At 53.4% G+C, this 24,409-nt stretch carries 24 protein-coding genes; 3 read left to right on the top strand and 21 right to left on the bottom strand.

All coding sequences use genetic code 11. The features are described from left to right. Positions 1 to 41 precede the first annotated feature (41 nt). The 6 genes from P7079_RS03650 to P7079_RS03625 form a co-directional block, all read right to left on the bottom strand. Positions 42 to 944, bottom strand: a complete 903-nt coding sequence (locus P7079_RS03650; protein ID WP_278013476.1) for a TrmH family RNA methyltransferase — start codon at positions 942 to 944, stop codon at positions 42 to 44. A gap of 110 nt (positions 945 to 1,054) precedes the next feature. Beyond that, entirely contained in the window at positions 1,055 to 1,435 is a 381-nt protein-coding gene (rplT, locus tag P7079_RS03645; protein WP_278013475.1) for a 50S ribosomal protein L20, read from the bottom strand. A gap of 21 nt (positions 1,436 to 1,456) precedes the next feature. Next, positions 1,457 to 1,651, bottom strand: a complete 195-nt coding sequence (gene rpmI / locus P7079_RS03640; protein ID WP_278013474.1) for a 50S ribosomal protein L35 — start codon at positions 1,649 to 1,651, stop codon at positions 1,457 to 1,459. A gap of 40 nt (positions 1,652 to 1,691) precedes the next feature. Then, positions 1,692 to 2,354 carry a translation initiation factor IF-3 gene (gene infC, locus P7079_RS03635; protein ID WP_278013473.1) on the bottom strand — a complete coding sequence of 221 codons (663 nt, stop codon included), beginning with the start codon at positions 2,352 to 2,354 and terminating at the stop codon, positions 1,692 to 1,694. Positions 2,355 to 2,541: 187 nt separating this feature from the next. Further along, positions 2,542 to 3,252: an SseB family protein gene (locus tag P7079_RS03630; RefSeq protein WP_278013472.1), complete on the bottom strand. Its 711-nt coding sequence runs from the start codon at positions 3,250 to 3,252 to the stop codon at positions 2,542 to 2,544. 10 nt (positions 3,253 to 3,262) lie between these two features. After that, positions 3,263 to 3,775 carry a hypothetical protein gene (locus P7079_RS03625; RefSeq protein WP_278013471.1) on the bottom strand — a complete coding sequence of 171 codons (513 nt, stop codon included), beginning with the start codon at positions 3,773 to 3,775 and terminating at the stop codon, positions 3,263 to 3,265. Positions 3,776 to 3,978: 203 nt separating this feature from the next. Here P7079_RS03625 and P7079_RS03620 point away from each other — a divergent pair, with 203 nt between their 5' ends. Next, positions 3,979 to 4,734 (top strand): VIT1/CCC1 transporter family protein, encoded by a 756-nt coding sequence (locus P7079_RS03620; protein ID WP_278013470.1) that lies wholly within the window; start codon positions 3,979 to 3,981, stop codon positions 4,732 to 4,734. Between the two features lie 53 nt (positions 4,735 to 4,787). Here the strand turns inward: P7079_RS03620 and uppS are convergent, their stop codons facing one another. Genes uppS through hrcA form a run of 9 tightly spaced genes read right to left on the bottom strand, consistent with a single transcriptional unit; the run spans position 4,788 to position 12,859 of the window. Continuing rightward, positions 4,788 to 5,549 carry a polyprenyl diphosphate synthase gene (gene uppS, locus P7079_RS03615; RefSeq protein ID WP_278013469.1) on the bottom strand — a complete coding sequence of 254 codons (762 nt, stop codon included), beginning with the start codon at positions 5,547 to 5,549 and terminating at the stop codon, positions 4,788 to 4,790. Between the two features lie 9 nt (positions 5,550 to 5,558). Continuing rightward, complete coding sequence (recO, locus tag P7079_RS03610; RefSeq protein ID WP_278013468.1) at positions 5,559 to 6,287, bottom strand: DNA repair protein RecO; 729 nt, start codon at positions 6,285 to 6,287, stop codon at positions 5,559 to 5,561. A gap of 41 nt (positions 6,288 to 6,328) precedes the next feature. Beyond that, on the bottom strand, positions 6,329 to 7,237 hold the full coding sequence (gene era, locus P7079_RS03605) for a GTPase Era (protein ID WP_278013467.1): 909 nt from the start codon (positions 7,235 to 7,237) through the stop codon (positions 6,329 to 6,331). Then, the gene (locus P7079_RS03600) at positions 7,230 to 8,468 is read right to left on the bottom strand and encodes a hemolysin family protein (protein ID WP_278013466.1); all 1,239 of its coding nucleotides are present in this window, start codon (positions 8,466 to 8,468) and stop codon (positions 7,230 to 7,232) included. Before P7079_RS03600 ends, era begins: the two co-directional genes overlap by 8 nt. Before the next feature lie 5 nt (positions 8,469 to 8,473). Next, positions 8,474 to 8,980 (bottom strand): rRNA maturation RNase YbeY, encoded by a 507-nt coding sequence (gene ybeY / locus P7079_RS03595; RefSeq protein WP_278013465.1) that lies wholly within the window; start codon positions 8,978 to 8,980, stop codon positions 8,474 to 8,476. Beyond that, on the bottom strand, positions 8,977 to 9,933 hold the full coding sequence (locus tag P7079_RS03590) for a PhoH family protein (protein ID WP_278013464.1): 957 nt from the start codon (positions 9,931 to 9,933) through the stop codon (positions 8,977 to 8,979). Before P7079_RS03590 ends, ybeY begins: the two co-directional genes overlap by 4 nt. Beyond that, positions 9,933 to 10,703: a 16S rRNA (uracil(1498)-N(3))-methyltransferase gene (locus P7079_RS03585; RefSeq protein ID WP_278013463.1), complete on the bottom strand. Its 771-nt coding sequence runs from the start codon at positions 10,701 to 10,703 to the stop codon at positions 9,933 to 9,935. The genes P7079_RS03590 and P7079_RS03585 overlap by 1 nt, the downstream gene beginning before the upstream one ends. Beyond that, complete coding sequence (gene dnaJ / locus P7079_RS03580; protein WP_278013462.1) at positions 10,703 to 11,827, bottom strand: molecular chaperone DnaJ; 1,125 nt, start codon at positions 11,825 to 11,827, stop codon at positions 10,703 to 10,705. Before dnaJ ends, P7079_RS03585 begins: the two co-directional genes overlap by 1 nt. Before the next feature lie 12 nt (positions 11,828 to 11,839). Next, positions 11,840 to 12,859, bottom strand: a complete 1,020-nt coding sequence (hrcA, locus tag P7079_RS03575; RefSeq protein ID WP_278013461.1) for a heat-inducible transcriptional repressor HrcA — start codon at positions 12,857 to 12,859, stop codon at positions 11,840 to 11,842. A 103-nt stretch (positions 12,860 to 12,962) separates the two neighbouring features. Here hrcA and P7079_RS03570 point away from each other — a divergent pair, with 103 nt between their 5' ends. Next, positions 12,963 to 13,808 (top strand): DUF3097 family protein, encoded by an 846-nt coding sequence (locus P7079_RS03570; protein ID WP_278013460.1) that lies wholly within the window; start codon positions 12,963 to 12,965, stop codon positions 13,806 to 13,808. Between the two features lie 2 nt (positions 13,809 to 13,810). On the opposite strand, the gene P7079_RS03565 is transcribed toward P7079_RS03570, so the two are convergent. The 6 genes from P7079_RS03565 to P7079_RS03540 all read right to left on the bottom strand — a co-directional run bounded on the left by P7079_RS03565 (position 13,811) and on the right by P7079_RS03540 (position 23,163). Next, on the bottom strand, positions 13,811 to 14,485 hold the full coding sequence (locus tag P7079_RS03565) for a hypothetical protein (RefSeq protein WP_278013459.1): 675 nt from the start codon (positions 14,483 to 14,485) through the stop codon (positions 13,811 to 13,813). Positions 14,486 to 14,522: 37 nt separating this feature from the next. After that, complete coding sequence (gene hemW / locus P7079_RS03560; protein ID WP_278013458.1) at positions 14,523 to 15,710, bottom strand: radical SAM family heme chaperone HemW; 1,188 nt, start codon at positions 15,708 to 15,710, stop codon at positions 14,523 to 14,525. Continuing rightward, positions 15,710 to 16,534, bottom strand: coding sequence for a tRNA (guanosine(46)-N7)-methyltransferase TrmB (trmB, locus tag P7079_RS03555; RefSeq protein WP_278013457.1), 825 nt, complete (start codon positions 16,532 to 16,534; stop codon positions 15,710 to 15,712). Before trmB ends, hemW begins: the two co-directional genes overlap by 1 nt. Before the next feature lie 2 nt (positions 16,535 to 16,536). Next, a complete protein-coding gene (lepA, locus tag P7079_RS03550; RefSeq protein WP_278013456.1) occupies positions 16,537 to 18,393 on the bottom strand; it encodes a translation elongation factor 4 in 1,857 nt (618 codons plus the stop codon). A gap of 181 nt (positions 18,394 to 18,574) precedes the next feature. Continuing rightward, positions 18,575 to 20,356: a hypothetical protein gene (locus tag P7079_RS03545; RefSeq protein WP_278013455.1), complete on the bottom strand. Its 1,782-nt coding sequence runs from the start codon at positions 20,354 to 20,356 to the stop codon at positions 18,575 to 18,577. A gap of 92 nt (positions 20,357 to 20,448) precedes the next feature. Continuing rightward, positions 20,449 to 23,163 (bottom strand): bifunctional glycosyltransferase/CDP-glycerol:glycerophosphate glycerophosphotransferase, encoded by a 2,715-nt coding sequence (locus P7079_RS03540; protein ID WP_278013454.1) that lies wholly within the window; start codon positions 23,161 to 23,163, stop codon positions 20,449 to 20,451. 132 nt (positions 23,164 to 23,295) lie between these two features. Between P7079_RS03540 and galE the strand changes: the two genes are divergently transcribed. Continuing rightward, a complete protein-coding gene (gene galE, locus P7079_RS03535) occupies positions 23,296 to 24,345 on the top strand; it encodes a UDP-glucose 4-epimerase GalE (protein WP_278013453.1) in 1,050 nt (349 codons plus the stop codon). The last annotated feature ends 64 nt before the right edge of the window (positions 24,346 to 24,409 follow it).

Below are 24,409 nucleotides of genomic sequence, written 5' to 3'. Positions count from 1 at the left end.
TGACCTTTCACTTTTCGCAATCGGATAATGCGCATACTCATTCATTCTAGCGACTTTGTATCGCTATGTAGACCTATGCGGTCGCATGACATCGCAGAGGATCGGTGCTGAGCGGACGCAGATGCATAAAGACAGAGAGTAGTCGCCATCGCCACATTGAGCGACTCAGAGTTTCCCCACATAGGCAGAGAAACTACAGCGTCGGCAAGAGCGCGTTGGTCAGAAGTAAAACCGTGGGCTTCGTTACCGACAAGCCACAAGGTGGGCCGACGTAGATCGACGCCAGCGGGTTCCACTCCTTCGGCGCTTGCCAGGACAGCAGCCTGCTGAAGATCGATTAAATCGACGTCGCCTCCCCCGTCTGCGAGGAGGACCTGCATACCCTGGGACTTGACTCGCGCAACAACATTGGCCACATCCTCTTCCTCGAGAATGGGCAGATGGAAAGCCGAACCAGCAGTGGAACGAATGACCTTTGGGTTCGTTGCCTCGACGCTTCCTGCACCGAGAATCACAGCGTCTGCACCGGCAGCATCCGCGCTTCGAATGATCGTCCCGAGATTTCCTGGATCAGAGAGTTGGACTGGGCAAACAATGAGCGATGGGGATTGCGCCATGAGTTCATCAAACTCAAGTTCATCAGGAATCTCGATGACAGCGAGGAGGCCCTGTGCGGTAAGCGTAACTTGCTCAAAGAGGTCTTGAGGCAAGACATGTGTGAAAGGATCGACCGAGCGAAGCAAGGAGTCGATGTCAGGGTGTGCCTCCAAACCCGCTTGGGTGACATACACATCCCGTATCAATTGTGGACAGTAACGGAGGACTTCACGAACCGCCTGTGGACCTTCAACCACCGCCTGTTCCCATTTACGCCGTGACGAGCGCGAGTACAGACCCACAACCTTCTTAAGTTGACCGGTCATCCGATCCATCGTTTTACGCATAGCCCGATTCTACCGGGCATCAATAGTTGACGTTAATTGAGGTGACATCTATACAACACAAAATAAAGGCGCGCACTTTTATAAGGTGCGCGCCTTTAAAAAGCCAGTTTTCAGGCAACTGGAGCGTTTACGTCAGCCGGAAGAGCCTTGCGGGCCTTCTCAACGACAGCGGCAAATGCTGCCGGATCGTTCACGGCGAGCTCAGCGAGCATACGGCGATCGATCTCTAGCTCAGCCAGACGAAGACCTTGGATGAGTCGGTTGTAGGTCATGCCGTTGGCACGAGCACCAGCGTTGATACGTGCGATCCAGAGCTTGCGGAACTCGTTCTTGCGAGCCTTGCGGTCACGGTAGTTGTACACGAACGAATGTGTGACCTGCTCCTTGGCCTTACGGTAAAGGCGAGAGCGCTGACCGCGGTAGCCCGAGGCGCGGTCGAGGGTTGTACGACGCTTCTTCTTAGCGTTAACGGCGTTCTTTACGCGTGCCATAGTCTATTTCTCCTTTTACCTTCAGCGGCCGAGCAGCTTCTTCATCATCTTGACGTCCGCGCGCGCAACCGGCTGATCCGAGGACAGGCGGCGCGTACGGCGGGAGGACTTGTGCTCAAGGAGGTGGCGCTTGCCAGCCTGCTCACGCATGAGCTTGCCCTTACCGGTAACGCGGATACGCTTCTTGGTACCCGAGTGAGTCTTCATCTTTGGCATGATGTGCCCCTTCTTTTCGAATCCCTGAGGGGATTAGTTTCTACTTCTCGTCCGATTCGCTCTTAGCGGCGACTCGCTGCGCATTCTTTTCGGTACGACGTGCTTCTTCCGCTTTGCGATGATCACGCTCAGCTTCGCGACGGCGGCGTTGGTCAGACTTCGCTTCAGACTTCTTCTTCAGCGGCGCCAGCACCATCACCATATTGCGACCATCAACACGCGGCGCCGATTCCAATGTGGAATTGTCCTTGAGATCCTCAGCGACCTTCTGCATCAGCTTCAGGCCAACCTCGGGACGCGACTGCTCGCGGCCACGGAATCGCAGCTGGACCTTCACCTTATCGCCACCATCAAGGAACTTGTTGGCGTGCTTAAGCTTGGTCTCATAATCGTGCGAGTCGATCTTCAGGCCCAGACGAATTTCTTTAATCTGAGTATTCGCCTGGTTACGGCGGGCATCGCGAGCTTTCTGGGCGGCTTCGTATTTGTACTTACCGTAATCCATCAGCTTTGCGACGGGAGGATTAGCGTTCGGCGCCACCTCAACTAGATCGAGGTTCGCTTCGCTTGCCAGACGCAGCGCGTCTTCGACGCGAACCACTCCGACCTGCTCACCCGCAGGACCGACAAGGCGGACCTCGCGGACGCGAATACGATCGTTGACTCTTGGCTCGTTAATGATTGCTCCTCTGCTCCGTTCCAAATGCGCACGGAGTTCACAAGGGCAACGGCAAATAAAACCGTTTTGTGAAACCCGATCCCTGAGGGATCCAGGTGGGATTGCTCCGCTTGCGTTCCGGCAATCTGCCGGTCGGTCATATGTAGTCTAGCACTAGCGCCTCGTGCGCTCCATCTGGCGGAGGCTGGGCCACCAGGTGACGTTGCACACGCTAACTGAGCACCGGCCGAATCTCGACGGCGTCGAGACGCGCCTTGAGGTACTCATCACTCTCGATCAACGACGTGAGCGCAGCAATGAGAACGAGTACCCCGTGCTTGTCTGCGTTCTCTACAACGAGTTCGATGACCGCCGTGCCATCTATGCCAGGGATGAGACGAACACGTGCGTCATCACCCAGGCCATCGTTGAGAATGCCTGCGAGGTGCGAGTCTTCCCAGGGAGCTCGCCATGGTGTACGCGTCGCCAGCGCAACAACAGCACTACGCCCAATCAACATTTGGCTGGGAAGACCCGGGTCAAGCGAAATCAGACCAATTTCGAGACGAAGCGCCTCCGAAGCGACGGTCATAATATTCGCTGGCACGGGACGGGCCTGCGGATTCCAGGCCGCCATCGCCTGAGCCGAGGAAAAAACAACGAGCGAATCACGGCCACCTGGAAATGGAATCTTCACGAGGGAATCATCGTCTGTACCACAGGCATTGGCAACCACCTTCTCGTGCTCAACCACACCACCGTCGGCATCACGGCCAGGATGCGGATGCGGAACAACGGGCACCAAGACACGGCCGAGCGCACTCACCACGGCTTTTGCCCGGAGTTCCTCAGGTTGCGTCAATGCATACGCAAGGGCTGGTTCAATCGAACCATCATCTCCAGCAAAGGGATTACTCCCTGTGAGGTCTCGAGGGATCGCCATCTCACTCCTTTCACGAATCAGTTCGGCCAAGTTTGTTCACCATTGCCTGAAGATCTTGTGGGCTTAAATCAGAGGTATTCATCGCACCCGGTAAGGAAGTGAGATCCTCTACAATCAACAAATCTTCGATCTCGTCTGGCAATGCGTTGATGAGCTGCCCAGCGTGCAAATCTTCTCCCCGTTCACCAGATCGAACGCGGTGAGCTTTGACGATTCCTGATACACCTGGCTCCGATCCGACGTCGTCTGCGAGGGTCGCTTCCATGACGACGACACCATAGTCGGTCAGTGCCGATAACGCGCCAGCCGCATACTCAGCCGGCGTCGGCTCTTTCTCTTCTTCTTCAGATTCTCCCAGAAGTTCAGAGATGTCCCAGTCGTGAAATTCCTTCGTTGCTTCATCGAGCGCAACGAGCACGCCTGCGTCTGATGGAATCACATAGGCGGCAACACCACGCATCGCAAGCACCGCGGCAACAATCTCTTTTTCAGCGAACGGGGTGAGAATTACGCAACGTTTCATTAGCCTCTTCTTCCACGCAATTTTCGTCCCCTCAGCCTAACGCACCCCGTTTTCACTTGCGACTTTACGAGGCTAGTTGCGATTTTTCGGTGAACTTTGGACATCCTAAGAAACTTGATTTATTCAAAATAACGTAAGGCTTCCCTTGCTGGTTGGATTCACCAATCAGACGTACATTCGAGGCAGAACAAAGGAGAATACCTATGGCAGTCCTCGATCAACCACTTTTCGTGGAAGATATCCCCGCCACGTCCGAGACCGATTTCCCGGTCATCGAACCGCGTTCCATCGGCGGAAAACTTAATTGGCTCCGCGCTGGCGTATTAGGTGCAAACGACGGAATTGTCTCGATCGCCGGGTTGGTTACGGGTGTCTCGGGCGCTTCGCTGAGCGGCCATGCGCTACTTGCTGCTGGGATCGCTGGCGTTGGCGCTGGCGCGTTATCGATGGCTGCAGGAGAGTATGTTTCAGTATCGACACAGCGTGATTCTGAACGCGCAGCGATCGCACGCCAACGTGTATTTATCGATTCCGACCCAGCAGGGGCACAGCGTAAGTTGGCTGGCATGATCGCTGGACGTGGAATCTCCAAGCCGATGGCAGCCAACATCGCGCGCGAATTTTCTGCCCGCGATCCGTATGAAGCTCACGCCCACTATGAATTCGGGCTCGCCGCTGATGAACTGACGAACCCGTGGCACGCGGCTCTTGCCTCGATGTTGGCGTTCGTCGTCGGTTCGATCATCCCCATGGCCGCAATTTTGCTCTCCCCTGCGTCGTTCTCCGTGGCGACGACGGTGATCGCTGTGTCGATCGCTCTTGCCATCACTGGCGCAGTCTCAGCGTCACTTGGCGATGCCCCGATTATGCCAGCGATTATCCGCAATATCTTGTGGGGTAACGCAGCAATGTGGGTGACCTATGGAGTCGGGTATCTCGTCGGCTCTCCAGTGGCTTAGCATTGAGTGCTGAGATAGGGGCCGTAAGCCCTCCCCTATCTCAGCACTCGTATTTACTGCACAACTTGATCCATCGCACTGCCAAAACGTCGCTCACGTCCAGCAAACTGCTCAATACAACGCCACAATACCCGCCGGTCAAACTCGGGCCAGGGTTCGGGAACGAACATGAATTCAGCATACGGGGACTGCCAGAGCATGAAGTTCGACGTTCGTTGTTCACCACCACTGCGAATAAACAGATCAACGTCGGGCAGATCAGGCTGATACATATACCTACTCAGGACATTGGGATCAATGTCTTTCACTCGCACCGCCCCCGCTTCAACGTCCGCAGCTAGCCGCGCTGCGGCGTCGGCGATCTCAGCGCGACCGCCGTAGTTACAGCAGAAGTTAAGTACCATCGCTGAGTTTGATGCGGTCACTTCTTCGGCGGCTTGAAGTTCACTGATCACTGATTTCCACAGTCGTGGCACGCGACCTGACCACACCACTTTCACGCCCCAGTCATTGAGTTCACTACGGCGCGAGCGGATGACATCACGCGAATAGTTCATTAAAAACGCCACTTCACGTGGCGAACGCTTCCAATTCTCAGTCGAAAACGCATAAACAGAGAGCACCTTTACGCCTGCTTCAAGGCAACCAGCAATCGTATCCATGAGCGAGAGTTCCCCAGCGCGATGCCCTTCTGTGCGTGGTAAACCGCGAGCATTCGCCCAGCGCCCATTGCCGTCCATCACGATGGCAACATGCTCAGGAGCATTAACTGTCGGCGGTGTCGCCCCGGAGGGGTGAGGAGGTGGTTTGATCATGAAACCAGCTTACCCGTTTGCCAACTTCAGTGAACGAACTGACCGTTCCACCTGGTATTGCGCATACGCGGCAATTAACCCCGCAACTGATCGACGTGCCATAGGGCTCGCAGTTATCGCAATCTTCCAATCACCGACGCTCAGTGCTGCCAATAACTGCCACGTTTCCACCGAGGGAGTTGCAGATCCCGGTGGCCGACAATCGTCACATACGGCTCCACCAGCATAAACGTTGAAGGCTTCGTGTGGCCCTTCAACCCCACACTTGGCACACTCAAAGATCGCCAGTTCCCACCCAGCATGAGCCAACGCACGGACAATGTAAGAATTCATCAAGAGATCTGCAGCTCGGCTACCTTCAGCAAGAGCCGCTAGCGCACCGTGAAGAAGTCGAAACAACTCACCATCAGGCTCACCTTCGGCAGGCAAAAGTTTCTCGGTGAGCTCCACCATCGCACAGGCTGATGTATACGCCGCATAGGAGGAGACAATGTGGCGACCAAACTGACGAATAGATTCCGCCTGCGTCACAACATCCAGGCTACGCCCTTCGTAGAGTTGAAGATCGACGAGGGAAAACGGCTCAAGCCGCGCTCCAAATCGAGATTTTGTGCGGCGAACGCCTTTTGCGACCGCACGCGTGATCCCTCGCTCACGCGTAAATAATGTGACGATGCGATCGGCTTCGCCTAAATCTTGGTGGCGAAGCACAATCGCATGGACACGGTAAGTTTTCACCGAACTATTATGTCACCGCAGTTAGGTGCTCCGAAAGCCCCCTAAAAACCGAGCTTGCCCAGTTGTTTGGGGTCACGCTGCCAATCACGCGCCACTTTGACACGCAAAGAGAGGAAAACCTGACGTCCCAACAGCTGCTCAATTTCAGCACGAGCAGCAGAACCTACTGAGCGCAGGCGGCTTCCCCCACGTCCAATGACAATTCCCTTCTGCGAATCTCGTTCGACAAAAATTGAGGCATGAATGTCCACTATTGGCGGACGGTGATCTCCGCGGCGTGCCGGCCTCTCTTCCATTTCCTCAATGATGACAGCAATCGAGTGTGGCAGCTCGTCGCGCACGCCCTCGAGAGACGCTTCGCGAATCAAATCCGCAATGCGCTCTTCATCGGAGGCATCAGTGACCGAATCAGTGGGATAGAGCGGCGGAGAAACTGGCATCCGCTCAAGAATCAGGGATGACAGAAGCTCAACTTGGTCATTCTTGACCGCGCTGACAGGAACGATCTCCTCGAAGTCGCCCAGTTGTGAGATCTCGATGATCTTGGCAGCCAGTACATCCTTGCTCACTTTGTCAACCTTGGTGATCACCGCGAAAATCGGCGCTTGTGCATGAGCAACGACGCCAAGGAGATATTTATCTCCTGGGCCAACCTTTTCATCCGCAGGAAGGCACATCACGACGGCATCCACGTCTTCGAGAGAATCACGAACCATATCATTCAGGCGCTCTCCCAGAAGGGTTCGTGGTCGGTGAAGGCCAGGTGTATCAACGAGAATCAGTTGTCCACTTGGACACTGGACAATTCCACGGACCGCACGTCGAGTTGTTTCGGGTTGATTTGCCGTGATGACAATCTTCTCTCCGACCATGGCATTGGTGAGTGTAGACTTGCCGGCATTCGGCCGTCCAACAATTGCGACGAATCCTGCGCGAAAGTCTTCAGTCATTTTCTTCCTCCGTTATGTTCGCACGCACCCATGCAAGTCGATTGCGTCTGCCTTCGAAGCCATCTGCCTTCAGATGGAGCCCTTGAACGTCTACTGTACTTCCCCAGATCGGTACCCGCCCAAGTGCCTTCGTGAGAAGACCACCAATTGTATCGACGTCGTCGTCAATAAGTTCGAGGCCGAAGAGTTCACCCACCTCTGTAATGGGCATACGCGCAGGCAGACGATATATTCCCTCGCTGAGCTGCTCAAGCTCTGGCAAAGCACGATCGTGTTCATCGTTCATTTCGCCGACGAGTTCTTCTAGGAGATCTTCAATCGTGACCAAGCCAGCAATTCCGCCGTATTCATCTGCGACGAGTGCAATGTGGTTCGAATCAGATTGCATCTGGTGGAGAAGATCGTCCGCCATCATTGTTTCGGGGACGAACACAGGAGTTCGCATGACGTCGGTGACCGATACATGATCGATTTCGCCGTCGTGCATACGCATGATGGCATCTTTGAGGTACAAAATTCCCAAAAGGTCATCGACCGATTCCCCCGCCACTGGCACTCGTGAAAAACCGGACCGGACAAAGAGGGACACTGCTTTGTCCAATGTCTCTTCGCTGTCGATGGTGATCATATCCGGACGAGGCACCATCACTTCACGAACGCGCGTGCTCGAGAGCTTGAAGACGGAAGCGAGGAGAGAGCGCTCGTCGTCATCCACTGCTTTCGATTCGGCCATGCGTTCGACCATCGCGGTACGTTGGCTCTCTTCATATGCTTCGCGTTCAATCTCATCAATAGGCTTACGCTCGCGCACAAACTTCGCCGTAAACCATGTCACGATAGCCAAAAAACGCTCAGTGGCTGCAATAATCGCCACCGGATGTTGGTGTCCAATTGAGGATGGAACAAGAACACGCAAAAGGGGGAAGAACACCACAATACTTCCCACACAAATCGCAGCAGTGACCCAATATGTATAGGTCAGAGATTGGACAGCCAAAGTTAAAGCAACAGCAAAAACTCCCACTTGAACGCCATAGATGAGATTGACTGCCGACACCGCAGCAGGGCGTTGTTCAACAATGCGCAGGATATATTTTGCCCCTTCACTTTGAGCGTGGGCGGCTTGTGAGCGCGAAATACGGGTCAGCGCAGCTCCTACGAGCATGGTGTACACAGATGAGGCAAGGGCAACCAGCGCCAATAGAACATAGAGTGAAAACTCGATACTCATATTGATCACTCTACTGGCGGCGCGATGAGATCAATATCGCCGTCCTGGAAATCGTCGCGACGTGAGGCAAGGAATGTCAATAACAGCGTGCGCTGAAGAGTGAACATTTCTTTCTTCTCTTCGGGCTCAGCGTGGTCATATCCCAGCAAATGCAAGATCCCATGCGTCACGAGAAGCAAGATCTCCTCTTGAGTCGCGTGACCGCCTTTGAGGGCTTGAGCAGCGGCGACCGATGGCGAGACCACAATATCTCCAAGCATTCCTGGCTTAGGTTCTTCTCCAAGCGGCACTGGGCGAAGCTCATCCATCGGAAAAGACATCACATCCGTTGGCCCGTCAAGATCCATCCACTTCTTGTGCAGGGTTGACATCGCTTCATCGTCGATCATAATGACATTGAGATCAGCTTGTGGATGCACACGCATCTCGTTGAGCACGAAAGTGGCAAGAGCACCAATCTCTGCCAAATCTGGGGCCGGGGTATAACCCGATTCGTCGTTCACTTCGATCATGAATCATCCTCTTCATAACGTGTGTAGGCGTCAATAATATCGGCAACGATCCGGTTACGGACGACGTCCGCCGAACCAAAATCTGAGAATGCTACGTTATCCACTCCTGCCAAAACCCGTCGGGCAAGCACAAGCCCCGACGTCGCTTTACGAGGGAGGTCTACCTGCGTCAAATCGCCAGTAATGACCATCGTGGAGCCAAAGCCCAATCGAGTCAGGAACATTTTCATCTGCTCGGGTGTCGTGTTCTGAGCTTCGTCCAAGATCACGAATGCGTCCGTCAAAGTTCTGCCACGCATGTACGCCAGTGGGGCAATTTCGATAGTCCCCGCTGCAAGAAGTTTCACGATTGCTTCTGGATCGAGCATGCCGTAAAGCGCATCATAGAGCGGCCGCATGTACGGATCGATCTTGTCATTAAGGCTTCCGGGTAAATATCCCAGCGATTCTCCCGCTTCAACCACCGGGCGTGACAGCACAATTCGTTTCACGTCTTTATTCATCAGTGCCACGACCGCCTTGGCAACAGCCAGGTACGTTTTTCCAGTGCCGGCCGGCCCAATGCCAAAAGTAATGGCGTGTGCGTCAATCGCCTCAAGATAGGCTTTCTGCCCAAGGGTCTTTGGGCGAATCGTTTTTCCATGAGCGGTGACAATATCGGCGCTCATCAGTGCTGTCGGCCGTGCCAGCCCCGATTTCGTGATCGAAATGGCACGTTCAACCGCGTCGGTCGTCAAATGTTCGCCCGAGACCACCACGGCAATGAGTTCCCTCATCAAACGCCCAGCAAGACTGACATCTTCACCCGGGCCGTTCATTGTGATCTTATGTCCGCGCACGTGGAATGTCACCGGTGAGAGTCCGTTTTCAAGAGTCCGCAACACGGCGTCATCGTGCCCAAGGAGATTGATCATTGGCACGGACGGCGGTACAACCAGGTTCAAAGTCTCCATTATTTACCTCCTCGTGCGCGTAATACGGCAATTGCCCACGGGCCCGCAGTCGCTGAACGAAGGACGTGTTCGCCGAGCAGAACTACTTCCCCACCTGCGTCGGCAAGGAGAGTGGTCTCTAAGTCGCTGATTCCGCCTTCAGGGCCGACGACGACCGTCATCCGTGGTGAGCCGTCGCCTGCCAGCGACGTACCGTCAGAAAGTTTTGATATGAGCGTGTCCGTGGCCGACTCGTGACAAATGAAGATACGTCCACCTGTCGATTTTTCAGTGCGTATCCACTCAGCAAGTTCTTTAGTTGATACAGGAGCACCGACCGTGGGTACCCAGGAACGGCGTGATTGTTTCGCAGCCGCCATTGCGACTGCCTGCCATTTGGCACTGCCTTTTTTGGCCTTTCCTGGATTCGACCAGGAAACGATTGCACGATCTGATGCCCACGGAATCACATGATCAACTCCGAACTCCGTGGCGGTCTCAACAGCTTGCTCGTCCCGTCCGCCTTTGGCAAGAGCCTGCACTAACACAATCTGCGGGTGTGAAGGTGCCTCTTCGAACGTCTCAATGACTTTGCCCGTCAGCGATGTCTTCGACACAGCGGTCACCTCGACTCGCACGCGCAGACCACGCCCTGAGACGATGTCAAGCTCTTCGCCAGGATGCGTACGCCGAACCGTCACCGCGTGTCGGGCCTCTTCGCCTTCCAATGAAAGCATTGTGCCGCGCCCAAGTGTCACGAGTGAAGGGTCAACGTAAACGGGCCGAGTCATCACTTTCCTCCGAACTTATCCTTAAGGCGTGAGAATACCGTTGAATTCTCGGTGCCACCATCGACCTTCGTCCGCTCCTCACCGCGCAACTCGGCGAGTGTGGTCAAAAGCTGGCGTTGTTCCTCGTCGAGGTGCGTCGGCGTCGTCACCGAAACAGTGATCAGCAAGCGCCCACGACCGCGTCGGCGCAAACGTCCCACGCCGAGCTCTGCCAATGAAATAACTTTTCCTGCTTGGGTCCCCGGCTCAATCGTGATCGATTTGTCACCGTCAAACGTCTCAATCGTTACATCAGTGCCGAGGGCCGCTGAGGTCATGGGAATGTCAATCGTGGTCAGTAGATCGTCACCGCGTCGTTCGAAGAGCGCATGAGGAGCAACGCGCACCTGAGCAAAAAGATCTCCTGCAGGCCCACCACCAACACCGGCGTCGCCCATGCCAGCAATTCGAATCTGCATCCCGTTATCCACTCCAGCTGGGATTTTAACGGTGGTGGTGCGCGAGGCCGAGACACGTCCCTCTCCGGCACATTCATGGCATGGATGCGTGATCACCGTTCCGTATCCGCGGCAGGTTGGGCAAGCCGCTTGGGTAACCATCTGCCCTAGGAAGGATTGGGTGACCTTTTGAATTGAGCCGCTGCCTCCACACTGCGAACATGTTTCGGGATCAAAACCTGGCTCGCTCATCGTCCCGTGGCATGTATGACACTCAATCATCGCATCGTAGGTGAATTGATGATCGGCGCCGAACACGACGTCCTGCAAGGTAATTTCGAGGTCGACGAGGGTGTCACCACCCTTGCGAGCTCGTGAAGCCGGCCCACGGCTCGCGCCCATCGGTCCTGCAAAGAACGAATTGAAAATATCTTCAAAACCGAATCCGCCATCTGAAGGGAAACCGCCGCCTGAGCGTAGCGCATCTGCTCCGCCCATGTCGTACATCTTGCGCTTCTCCTCGTTACCCAAAACGTCGTAAGCCTCGGTCACTTCCTTGAACTGGTCTGCTCCCTCAGGCCCGGCGACGTCGGGGTGCAACTTGCGAGCAAGCTTGCGGTATGCCTTCTTGATTTCCTCCGGGCTCGCGTCGCGCGAAACACCGAGAACCTCGTAATAATCTGCCACGTGTTCCTTCCTTTAGTCCTCGCCAGATTGCCCCAGGATATCGGACAGGTACTGGGCAACCGCATAAACCGAGCTCATTGCGCCCGGATAGTCCATTCGAGTTGGGCCAACTACACCGAGACGTGCAACTGCCCCAGCGTGTCCTCCCGAATAATCAGTAGAGACAACAGATGTCTCTCCAAGATCTTCACCGTTTTCTTCGCCGATGCGCACGCCAAGCCCGCCGACTTGATGCGCCAGCAGGCGAAGAAGAACCACTTGTTCTTCAAGTTTGTCAAGAACGGGAGCGATTTCTGCTGGGTCAATACCGTAGCGGGTAAGATTACCCGTGCCAGCTACCAAAACACGCTCTTCGACGTCGGTGCGCAATGTCGCATCGATCGTTTCGGTGACCAATGCTGCCAGTGGTCGAAGCGAAACTGGAAGCAATTCCTGTGCAGCGAGCCCACTGAAGTTGAGATTCTCGACGGAGGCGCCCACGCAGGTTTCATTCAGCGCGTGAGCAATCTGACGCAGCTCAATCTCAGTGTGGAAAGATTCGGATGTCAATGTACGCTGTTCCACTCGCCCCGCATCCGTGATGATGACCACGAGGATCACCCGTGGAGCAAGAAACAATAACTCAACATGTCGCAACGAAACTCGTGTCAGTGATGGGTATTGCACCACCGCTACTTGATGCGTGAATTGTGCCAGCAGACGAACAGTACGTTCGAGAACATCATCAAGATCAACTGCTCCGGTGAGCATCTCATTAATTGCTGCGCGCTGCGCTTTTCCCAGCGGCTTCACCTTGGCAATGGAGTTAACGAAAGCGCGATATCCAGCGTCCGTTGGAATGCGCCCTGCCGACGTGTGCGGTTGCACGATTAAGCCTGCTTCCTCAAGTTGGGCCATATCGTTACGCACGGTTGCTGGAGACACGCCCAATTTATGGCGTTCTACCACGGCTTTGGAGCCAACAGGTTCACGAGTGGCTACGTAGTCTTCGACAATTGCCTTGAGAACAATCGATTTGCGATCCGCCATCATTCACCTCCCTGGCACTTACTCTGTCCGAGTGCTAATTCTACGCCGCAACTTGCCGACGTACATATCTCAAATTCAGCCCTGCGCGTGCATTATCCTTGGGCGCGTGCGTTACTCAAATGATGTGTTGGCGAACTTTTCACGCAATCCGCGAGCTCGCGAAGTTGAAGTCGAAGTCGGTATGCTCATAGAAGATCCGTCTTCTGGTTATGTTGGCGAAGTGATGAAAGTTTCGAAAATCGCCGGCAAATGGCAAATGGAGCTCGAAGATCGTTTTTTAAAACGCCGGTCGTTTTTCGTTGGCCCAGGTTTCTGGATTGATGGCACTGCTGTCACACTCATCCCGCCCATACCCAAGACGCCGACGTCGGGGCTCAAGACGGTGGCCGGGGCGCACATCACTGCTTCAGGTTCGCGCGCTGTTGCTCACACAGCGCGCGTTGCACGTCCTAGTCGAATTTGGGTCGAGGGAAAGCACGACGCCGAACTTGTTGCCAAAATTTGGGGCGAAGATCTCGCTTATGTCGGAATTATGGTCGAGGAATTGTTCGGCGCCGATCACCTCCTTGACGTGCTGAAGGCATTCGAGCCGAGCGATCGCCACCGCGCTGGGGTCCTGCTTGATCATCTTGTACCCGGATCAAAGGAATCGCGTATCGCACAGCAGGCAACGCAGCTGCCCGGAGTGCTGGTCCTTGGACACCCCTATGTTGATGTCTGGCAGGCAGTGAAACCCTGCGTCGTCGGAATCCGCCAGTGGCCTGATGTCCCACGTACCGAGGACATCAAAATCGGCACGCTGACACGGCTAGGGTGGCCACACGAGACGAAAGAAGATATCGGCTTGGGGTGGAAACGAATCCTTGACTCAGTTCACTCATATACTGATCTCTCCCCCGCTCTTGTGGGCAGAATGGAAGAATTGATCGACTTCGTTACCGAAGGTGAATAACTCTAGGCCCAGGCAGTAGGGCCAAGCAAACCGATTATCGTACCAATTTTGCGCGACGACTCGTCAACGAGTTCAACAAGGTCACGCTGGGAGGCTTGCGAAGTCAGTCGAGCAGTGACTTGTTCGCCAGCAAAGTGTACTGCTTCCGCATCTGTCCATCGGTAGAGGCAATCGAGCAGATCGTGGTTCACAAACGATGGAATATCACCTTGTGTCTTTCCATCAGCTTTCCATGAAGCCTGCCCATGCGATGAAAACACTGCAAACCCATCGTCTAAACGATCAAGACGTACTTCTGGCATCGAACCGACTGAGCCGTCTTTCAACTGTGCCAGGTTGCCACACACAAGAAGATGCGCACCGTCGTCGGGAGAAATAGTGACGGCAGTCTTCCACTCGACTTCGCCACTTTTGCCTTCAACAACCATCAGCCCAGGAATATCGGGAGTCAGCGCACGATCCAACTGACTGTATCGGTCGCTCACAGCGAAGTGCTTGGCAATACTGGAGACCGTTTCGAGGCTTTTCCACCCGCGCTGGCGCAACTCGCCACGCACTCGGGAGCGCTCATCCCAATAGCCCTTCTTCTTCCCGACGAAGGAATAGATCAGGCCAGCCAGGACGAGCAGGAAAAACCCGCCGGTCACCGAATACACTGCAACATCATTGAAGCTCATGGCAAGAACATTATCAGCGCAAGCGCAGGGCAACAATTCACCACAGCGCCCGAATCACTGTGTCAGCGAGAAGCCGTCCTTTCGGCGTCAAGACAAGACGGCCGCTCATCGCCATAGCAGGGTCAACCAGTTCATCCGCAATAAAACCCGCGACGACGTGTGTGGGCGTATCCTGTGGAACCGCGATGCCTTGGCGGAGTCGGATACCGAGCATAATATGCTCTTCTCGCTGTTCATCAGCACTCAGAATCTCACGTGCAGCAGCTGGAGAGCGACCATCAGCAAGCGCAGCTGCATATTGAACGGGATGCTTAACGTTCCACCAGCGGGTGCCGTTGACGTGGCTGTGAGCACCAGGCCCGTACCCCCACCAATTTGCCCCTTGCCAGTAGGCCACGTTATGACGGGAATGATGTCCAGGTTTCGCCCAATTTGATACTTCGTACCACTCATAGCCCGCAGCTGATAGAAGGTCTTCAGCCATCAGGTATTTATCAGCCATGATGTCAGGATCCGGGGGAGGAATCTCTCCCCTGCGCACCTGGGCACCCATCTTCGTCCCTGGCTCAATTGTCAGTCCGTACGCTGAGATATGGGGAGGATCAAGAGCAATTGCTTGCTCAAGAGACGCCCGCCAATCATCCATCGATTCACCCGGCGCACCATAAATCAGATCGACCGAGTGCTCCATTTTGAGTTCGCGCGCCCAGGACACAGCGTTGTCCACTTGACCTGGAGTATGAACGCGATCAAGGACTTTCAGGACACCCTCAACGGCAGACTGCATCCCAAACGACACACGCGTGAATCCTGCGTCTCGAAGGAGCGCTAAGCTATCGAACGTCAAAGTTTCCGGGTTCGCTTCCGTCGTGACTTCCGCGTTAGCGACAATTCCGAACGTATCACGCAACCGGCAAAGCGTCGTCGCCAAATTGTGAGCAGGAAGCAACGTGGGGGTTCCTCCCCCAAAGAAAATGCTCGTGAGCTGACCTGGCTGGGAAAGAACCTGCGCGGAGAGTTCAATCTCTCGGGCAAGAGTTTCATGGTAATCGCGCGCAGAAGCTCCGGGGCCAAACTCAAGATTTGTGTATGTATTGAAGTCACAGTAGCCACAGCGAACTGCGCAAAAAGGGATGTGAACGTAGGCAGCAAACCCGCTCGACACGTCCGGTTGTGCAAGGTGACCGTCACGTGGAGCGGGAATGCCATCAGGCAGCTGCGCCACTAGAACGCCTCCGTCGGCACATCACGGCCAACCGGAAGAGGGAAATCTCCAGGAACACGGACCACAGCGAGGTCGTGAATCGTGCGCCCAGCGTCGATACCACGCTGCTCAAAACGAGTCATCACGCGCTGCTCGAAACGCGGAGCAAAACCACCCTCAAACTGGCCTTCGTCAGCAGGATCAACACGCTCACCTGCATAGGGATTGGAAAACTCTGGTGCCTGCGTGACGACGTCGCGCATCTGCCATGCATAGGAATCCCAATCAGTTGCGAGCCTCCACACGCCGCCCTCTGCGAGGACGCCAGCGATAGTTCGCGCGAATGACGCTTTCACAATGCGACGCTTGAAATGCTTCTTCTTACGCCATGGATCAGGGAAAAAACTCCACACTTCGTCGGCGCGCCGATTCGGTGCTTCGACGTCGGTGCGGAAGAGAATTGGCAGTGCTTGTGCAGCATCCACTTCAATGATGCGCACGTTGTGTGATCCTTCGCGCTGCGCCGCATTCACGCAACGTGCGACACCTGGCGCCCATGCTTCGACCGCAAGATAATTCCGATCCGGATGAGCAAGCGCATTGGCAATGGTTTGTTCTCCTGAACCTGGACCGATTTCGACGGTCAGCGGGGCGTCGCGGCCGAAAGCCTCCGCCAGATCGACGACGGCGTCGGCGGCGATTGTCGTCAGCGCATCGCCTGGCGGAATCGGAATGACGAACTGCGACGCGTGCTCAGCCATGACCTTCTCAAACTTGTCACCCAGGCGTGAGCCACGACGAGAGAAAGACATAATCCGGCCAAAATTTGGGTTTTGCTCACTCATGATCACTTTTTCTGTTCGGGCATCTCGGACGACAGCGCAGCGACGAATGCTTCCTGTGGAACGTCCACGCGGCCAATGGACTTCATACGCTTCTTGCCTTCTTTTTGCTTCTCCAGCAGCTTGCGCTTACGCGAGATATCGCCGCCATAGCACTTTGCGAGGACATCCTTACGCACTGCCTTGATAGTTTCACGAGCAATGACACGCGTTCCAACCGCCGCCTGAACAGGAATCTCAAACTGTTGGCGCGGGATGAGAGTCTTGAGCTTCTTCGTCATTTCGGATCCATACCCAAATGCACGATCGCGGTGGACGATGGCGGAGAAAGCATCAACCTGCTCGTGGTTAAGGAGGATATCGACCTTGACCAGATCTGCTTCTTGTTCGCCTTCCTTCTTGTAATCGAGGGATGCGTAGCCCTTGGTTCGGGACTTGAGCTGATCGAAGAAGTCAGTGACGATCTCCGCCAACGGTAGCGTGTAGCGAAGTTCGACGCGGTCCTCGGAGAGGTAGTCCATCCCAAGGAGATTTCCTCGACGCTCTTGGCACAGTTCCATCGACGTTCCCACAAAATCCTTCGGCGTGAGAATCGTGGCCGAGACGAGAGGTTCGAAGATCTGACGGACCTTACCTGCAGGAAATTCCGACGGGTTTTGAACGATGACTTCCTCGCCGCCTTCAGTCACCACACGATAAATGACAGACGGCGCGGTAGCGATGAGATCGAGGTTAAATTCGCGCTCAAGGCGCTCACGGATAATCTCCAGGTGAAGCAACCCCAAGAATCCACAGCGGAAACCAAACCCAAGCGCCACAGAATTCTCCGGCTCATAGGTCAAAGCAGCGTCATTGAGCTTGAGCTTGTCCAATGCGTCACGAAGGGCAGGATAGTCAGAGCCATCGATTGGGTAGAGACCCGAGAACACCATGGGCTTCGGATCACGATATCCGGCCAGGGGTTCTGTTGCTGGCTTTGCCGCGTCAGTCAGCGTATCGCCCACACGCGATTGGCGGACATCTTTCACGCCGGTAATCAGGTATCCCACCTCACCAACTCCAAGCCCCTTCGTCGGCGCTGGCTCAGGTGAAATAACGCCGATTTCAAGCAACTCGTGGGTGGACTTCGTGGACATCATCTGAACGCGCTGACGCGGTTTCAACTCGCCGTCAACCACGCGCACGTAAGTGACCACACCGCGATAGGAATCGTAAACGGAATCGAAAATCATGGCACGTGGGGAGACACCTGGAGTTCCCACAGGAGATGGAATCTCAGACACGATGCGATCGAGCAGCTGATCGACACCCTCGCCCGTCTTACCAGATACGCGGATACATTCGCTCGGATCGACTCCAATCAGGTTGCCGAGTTCCTCAGCATATCGATCAGGGTCAGCAGCAGGAAGGTCAATCTTGTTGAGCACTGGAATAATTGCCAAATCATTTTCCAGAGCCATGTAGAGGTTCGCCAGGGTTTGCGCTTCGATGCCTTGTGCAGCGTCTACCAGCAAGATCGCACCTTCACACGCAGCAAGTGAGCGTGAGACTTCATATGCGAAGTCCACGTGTCCTGGCGTGTCAATCATGTTGAGCGCATAGGCATTGCCATCCACGCTCCACGGCATACGCACGGCCTGCGATTTGATCGTGATTCCACGTTCGCGCTCAATATCCATACGGTCGAGGTATTGGGCACGCATCGCGCGCTCATCGACGACGCCGGTGAGCTGAAGCATTCGATCAGCGAGTGTGGACTTACCGTGATCGATATGCGCGATAATGCAGAAGTTGCGGATCAACGCAGGATCGGTGGCCGCGGGGACGATGGCCGCTTTTTCGCGGTCGGTCGAAATAGGCAAAGTTTTCCTCCCTTGTGAACATACAAACTTTACCAAGACCGCGCACGGATCGGCGAAAACTCGGTGTGAAATTTGGCTGAAATGCGCACTTCCCCGCACAAGTAGTCAAATCTAGAAATGGCGGACACAGAAGAGGGCACTCCACCGGCGAAGTTTTCGTACCGGTACAGTGCCCATATCGTCATGACAGGCTGTCGACGACAATCGACTTCCAATCAAATCCCAGCGCCCACGGAATATACGTTGAATCTTTCAAATTTTGATCAAAAAAGAAGAGAATCCGCTGCGCATATACACGCGAACTTACACGCATAATGAATTGCGAAAGTGCATCATTAATGTTCTGATCTGGTTGGAGAATGAGCACACCACTAACTGGCTGGCCAATTGATTCAAGACTGAGATTATCATTCATTGAAATGACCACCGCGATTTGATCGGCTTGTCGATCCCCAGGCATGAACGTATAGCGAAGCGGAGTGACAACGTCACCATCAACGATGGTATAAATTCCTGATGAGGCAACACGAACATCGATGTCTCCTGGCGAGATAGCATTCTCGCCAGTGGGAGCACCTGATCTACGGAGTTCCTCGCTCCAACATTCGATGTTCGCCGAATCACTGGAATTATTTTCAGTGATGTACATCAGTGACCATTTCCCCGACAAATCGTCGATTTGTGGATTAAGAAGTTGCATGTCGTTGAGTGCAAATCTACGTCCTGGCTCAACCTCCTCGATTTCGTACCGCAGAATTCCATCCCCATGTCGGCGTTGGAGATACCAATTGTGCTCTGAATCAATTTGCACCCGGTGCAACAATGAAAGATCGCAACTGATGAGCCCATTATCTGTGAGACGAATTTTCACCGAGTCAATCACCAAAGGCCTGAGATATGCACTCTGAGCGCCCATAAGGAAACCTCTCATCACACCTAACATAGTTGGCAAGCCGCGGCGTGCAACGTCGGTATGCACGCCACTAATGCGGTGGCTCACGAAATTACGCGCATCGATTGGGAATTCGACCATCGATTGATTCGATAACTCATCGCGATTTGTATAGAAGAAATCGATATGCCGTCCTTCAGTGAGGTATTGCAATAGGAGCTCACTTGGTTGTGTGAAGGAACGCAAGGCCTCGAGGTTATAAAGATTTTCACGGAAAGCAGGCTTCGTGAAGTAGTACGGCAGGTTAAGCTGCGGAGTGGACAAGACGAGTCGAGCCTTGGGTAAGAATTGTCCGTAAAACAAAGCAATACTTGCACCTTTTGACGCCCCAAAAAGCATAGCGTCAGAATCTGTCAGACCAAATGAGCTTAGAATGCTCTGCATCGCATCGGCGACATCGTCGACAACAGGAGCCCCTTCTGAGTCCACCAGCATATATGAACCCGGGACATAGTAACGATCCTGAAAGACAACTACCGCCGCATTTTTGAGTTCAACAGGAGTCAAATCCTTCATATACGACACCGTGTAGGAAATTGACGAGGTCGATAGTGTAAAACCTGGGAATGTGAAAAGTACCCGCTGAGGGTTCGCTAAATTTCCACGAATCGAATAAAAAACACGACCATGTTGTTGGACGTTAAATCGTGCGTCGAAACGAGCTTGTTGCTTTGTCACAAACGGGTACTGAGAAATTTCGACAGAGAATGCATCGGGCAGATTGATCGAATAATCTGCAGGATTTGCACTCGAACCAACGATGTTTCGATACTCAATAGGCGTTCCTGCCTCCGGTTCTTCGATGACATTGCCATATATCTGTTCACCGTTGCAATACAACTTGATGTACTGACCCAAACGTTTATGCCAACGGGGGAAGCGCAGGCGCACATAATAATGACCATCGCTGAGCGGCATTGTTTCTGCCTGACGGAGCGTTAATGCCAGGGAACTTGACTCAAGTTTCGGTACGACGCGTTTGGCTAACCCTACCTGGCGAAGCCAATTCATCCCAGATTGAGGAAGACCCGTCCGTGCTGCTTTGAGAGTAAGCTCGCGTGTTCCGTTCGCAACTTTTCTTCGCACTACAGATAATGGATTTTTCATCGCGTTTCCCCCGTCGACCCATTTGAGGAAGGATGTGAATGGATAATTGCCTCCAAGGTGCGTTCACTGTTCCGTCGATCTGAGAATGCAAAGAACCGATCAACTCGTTCACGATACTCCTGCGCAATTTCCCCGTCGTTTGCCATTGCGGCAATGATTGCATCGACAGTTGCTTCAACCTCGTAAGTCACAGGCCCAAAGCCATCGTTTTCATACGAGAAGTAACCCTCATTGTAAGAATGTCCAGAGAAGAACTCATCATGATCAAACTGAGTGTAAATGACAGGTTTTCGCAAATAAGCGAAATCGAATGCCACTGATGAATAATCGGTGATCAGAATCTTCGCTTCAGCGAACATTTTCGCGTAATCATGTGGGCCAATGCTGACCTTGAACCGGTCACCATCAGTAAAGTCTGAGGAATTTGCCTCATGGTTTGGATGTAGGAACAGTTCTGCTTCATACCCGTTAGAATCCAGAGCCGCATTCAAACGTGAATGCGTCAGGAGCTCCTGAATAAAACGATAATAGCGACTATTCGTAAACCCAGGCGCATATGGTCGTTGGCCTGAGCCAGCATCAACAGGCAGAGCGATCTGCTGACGCCACGTCGGCGCAAAAACAATCTTCTTCGTTGACCGATCAACTAACCGATCAAAACGTGGCATCCCAGTGAGTACTACTTCACGGCTCGTGTAGCCATACTGTTCAGTTGCGATTGATGCTTGTTCAAATGGGCTTGATGTGACAAACACTCGGATGTCTTTGTAATTCTTATTCAGCCAACCAGATAGATCATCCTTTGTCAGGCCGTGCTGCAAGAAAGTGAACTCAAACTGATACATATCAGAAATGAAAGCCTTCATTCCCCCAAAAGCATTAATCACGACGTCGTCTGCCTGTGAGGAGATCACTTTCTCCGACAGAAGTAATAACAACGGATAAAGCGCTGAGCGAGGATCGATCACCTTGCCGAGTCTCTTCATTTTTGACCATTCAGGCGAGTCCTTACGAATGACAAAGTAGGCATCGACATTCGGTGGCGTATGCTCACGAAGATAACGGAAAAATGCTTCACCATTATCGCCCGCTGCATACGGTCGATCAGAGACTAACCAAATTTTTCGCGTCATTTGGAACTTGAGAATTTGCGCCACCCAACGGTAGGCGAGTAAAGCAACGCCCTTCGCACCCTTGCGTTTCAGAGGACGCAGAATCCGTCGGCTGAATCCCGCCTCACGACGGAACAACTTCGCCGTTGTCACCTTTTCGACCGCGAGTCCGCGGTTGGAAAAATTGGTGAGCATAATGTCACCAAAAACACGGTGAGCACCACCATAACGAGGTAAACGAGCCATATGTTCGAATAAGAAACGAACGCGATAGACCTTATCTCCCAATCTGACTGCGGGGTGATATACGTCCCCAGGAACTGCAGGGAACAGCGCCTCCACGACGAACGGTTCGAAGACAACGTGGCCGTTATTCACTATCTTGCGCCACTGAGGAGCTTCTTTTCGATCGAAGGCATGGAAGACGCCGTTTCGTAGAACTCCAATCTCCATCCCTGGGAAATGAATTCCGGAGAACACCCCTCGAAGTTCCAACTTGCCGTCGTCGACATTAAGGTAGTCGACACGCAAAGGAAGACCTTCTGTAACAAAACGCCAAACCTTATGACCGCGATAGAAAAAAGCAGCCCCATCGCGTTCAGCATTTTTAAAGACGTCTTCGCCATACTTGATGGAAAGTGCGTAGATCTTGTATACGTCACCTAAGAATCGCTGCGACATTATAACATCTACATCAATCCGTTGAAGGACGGAGCGCATGAGTTTCTCATACCGGGATTGTTCGGCACTATTGAGCACATACTGTGCCTTATCCGTCAGGCGCCACTCCATGTCATGCATCGCCACATTTTGAACATATTTCGGAATAATCCCGAGAGAATTACGATATTTTTCCAGAAGATAATCCCAAGCATACTTAACCACAGAGATGTAGGACTCTTTGTTTGACTTAAAAGTATCGATTGTAGATGAACCTTCATCACGCTTTCGATACATATAGGCGGCGGACCCCACGAGACCGAGACGATAATTATCCATAATTACTTCCGTAATGAACTTCGCATCCTCGGCTAGGTGAATGCGCGTGTCGAAACGAAGTTGGATTCTCTCGAGTAGCTCCCGGCGAACGAAACTCGACGCCGATGATAGCTGGACATCTTGCCAGTCGTCTCGGACATCGATCACACGAGTACCGGGATTAAACTTTTTGTTTAATCGGTGAGCACCCGACCGTGAACCGAAAAACTTCATCGGAACCGATGCGACCTGAACTTCACGATGCTGCGCGAACATTGCGCTCACGTCCGCAAGCATATTAGGCTCATAAAGATCATCCGAGTCGAGGAAACCCACATATTCGCCTCGCGCATGCTCAATACCAAGATTCTTCGACGCACTCGTTCCCGAATTTTCTTTCCTCAAGAGCTTGATGTTAGCAGGGTAACGATCAACAAAGCCTTGGCAAATCCGTGCAGATTGATCAGTAGACCCATCATCAACGAGCAGAACCTCAGTGCGAGAAAACATGTTTGATGACTGTCGAACAATACTCTCAATTGCCTCAGCTACATAGTCCTCTGTGTTATATACCGGGATCACAATCGAAAATAACGGATTCTCTATGGTCTTCGATGTCATCTATTCTCTCCAACGTCAGCTATAAAACCTCTCTGCTAGTCTACCCGACCACGCGTGCAACTGACACGATCCATTGCAAGTGCACTCACTGCGCTACCATCGTTATTGGATTCCCAATCGTAAGGAGAAATAATGCGCGTGCTCGTAGCAGGCGGCGCCGGGTTCATAGGCTCTCACACTGTGGTGAAGCTCGTCGAGGCCGGACACGAACCGATCATCGTTGACAACTTTTCGAACTCTAAGCCGATCGTGATTGACCGGCTTGAACAGCTCACAGGCACCTCACTGACGTGGTACCGCGCTGATTTGACTGAGCGCGAATTGACTGAACAAATTTTCCTCAAAGAGAAGCCAGATGCCGTTATTCATTTTGCAGGCTTGAAAGCAGTAGGCGAATCGGTTGAGAAGCCGCTGTGGTATTACGAGACCAATCTCAATACCACTTTTAATCTTGTACACGGTATGGCAAAAGCTGGCACACGAGTGATTGTTTTTTCCTCCTCAGCAACTGTTTACGGCAATAATCCCATTCCGTTCCAAGAGGACATGGAAGCTATTAATTCCCTCTCCCCTTACGGGTATTCAAAGGTTGCGATCGAACGCATCTTGTCAGATACAGCGAAAGTCACAGACATTCAGGTCGGACTCCTTCGCTACTTCAACCCTGTTGGGGCCCACACATCAGGAACCATTGGCGAGAACCCTTTGGGCATCCCGAATAATCTCATGCCTGCTATCGCGGCAGTGGCTACTGGCCGCCGCGAAAAGCTCTTCGTCTTTGGCACAGATTATCCGACCCCTGATGGGACATGTTTGCGCGATTATATTCACGTTGACGACCTCGCAGCTGGTCATGTCGCTGCTCTCGATTACCTCGCTACCCATGAAACAAAAGTTCGTGCATGGAATTTTGGTACTGGGCAAGGAACCTCAGTGCTTGAGCTCATTCACGCTTTCGAGAAAGCGTCAGGACTCACCCTCCCAGTGGAATATGCACCTCGCCGAGACGGCGATCGAGACGCTTTCTGGGCAGATGCCTCGCGCGCGAAGATCGAGCTGGGGTGGAGCGCGGAAAAGTCTATTGACGAAATGTGCGAAGATACATGGAGGTTCCAATCAGCAAACCCTGCTGGATACCCCGACGACGAACCAGAGTCACGTTCGAGTAACTCGTTGCTCTAGCGCGACTCTCCCTCGACGCAGTTCCTATCGTTAGCGACGGGGTATAACACTGCAGTGTTATGCC

It is taken from the genome of Arcanobacterium canis (genome assembly GCF_029625435.1).
In the GTDB taxonomy this organism is placed as follows: domain Bacteria; phylum Actinomycetota; class Actinomycetes; order Actinomycetales; family Actinomycetaceae; genus Arcanobacterium; species Arcanobacterium canis.
This window is presented reverse-complemented; position numbering and strand designations above follow the sequence as displayed.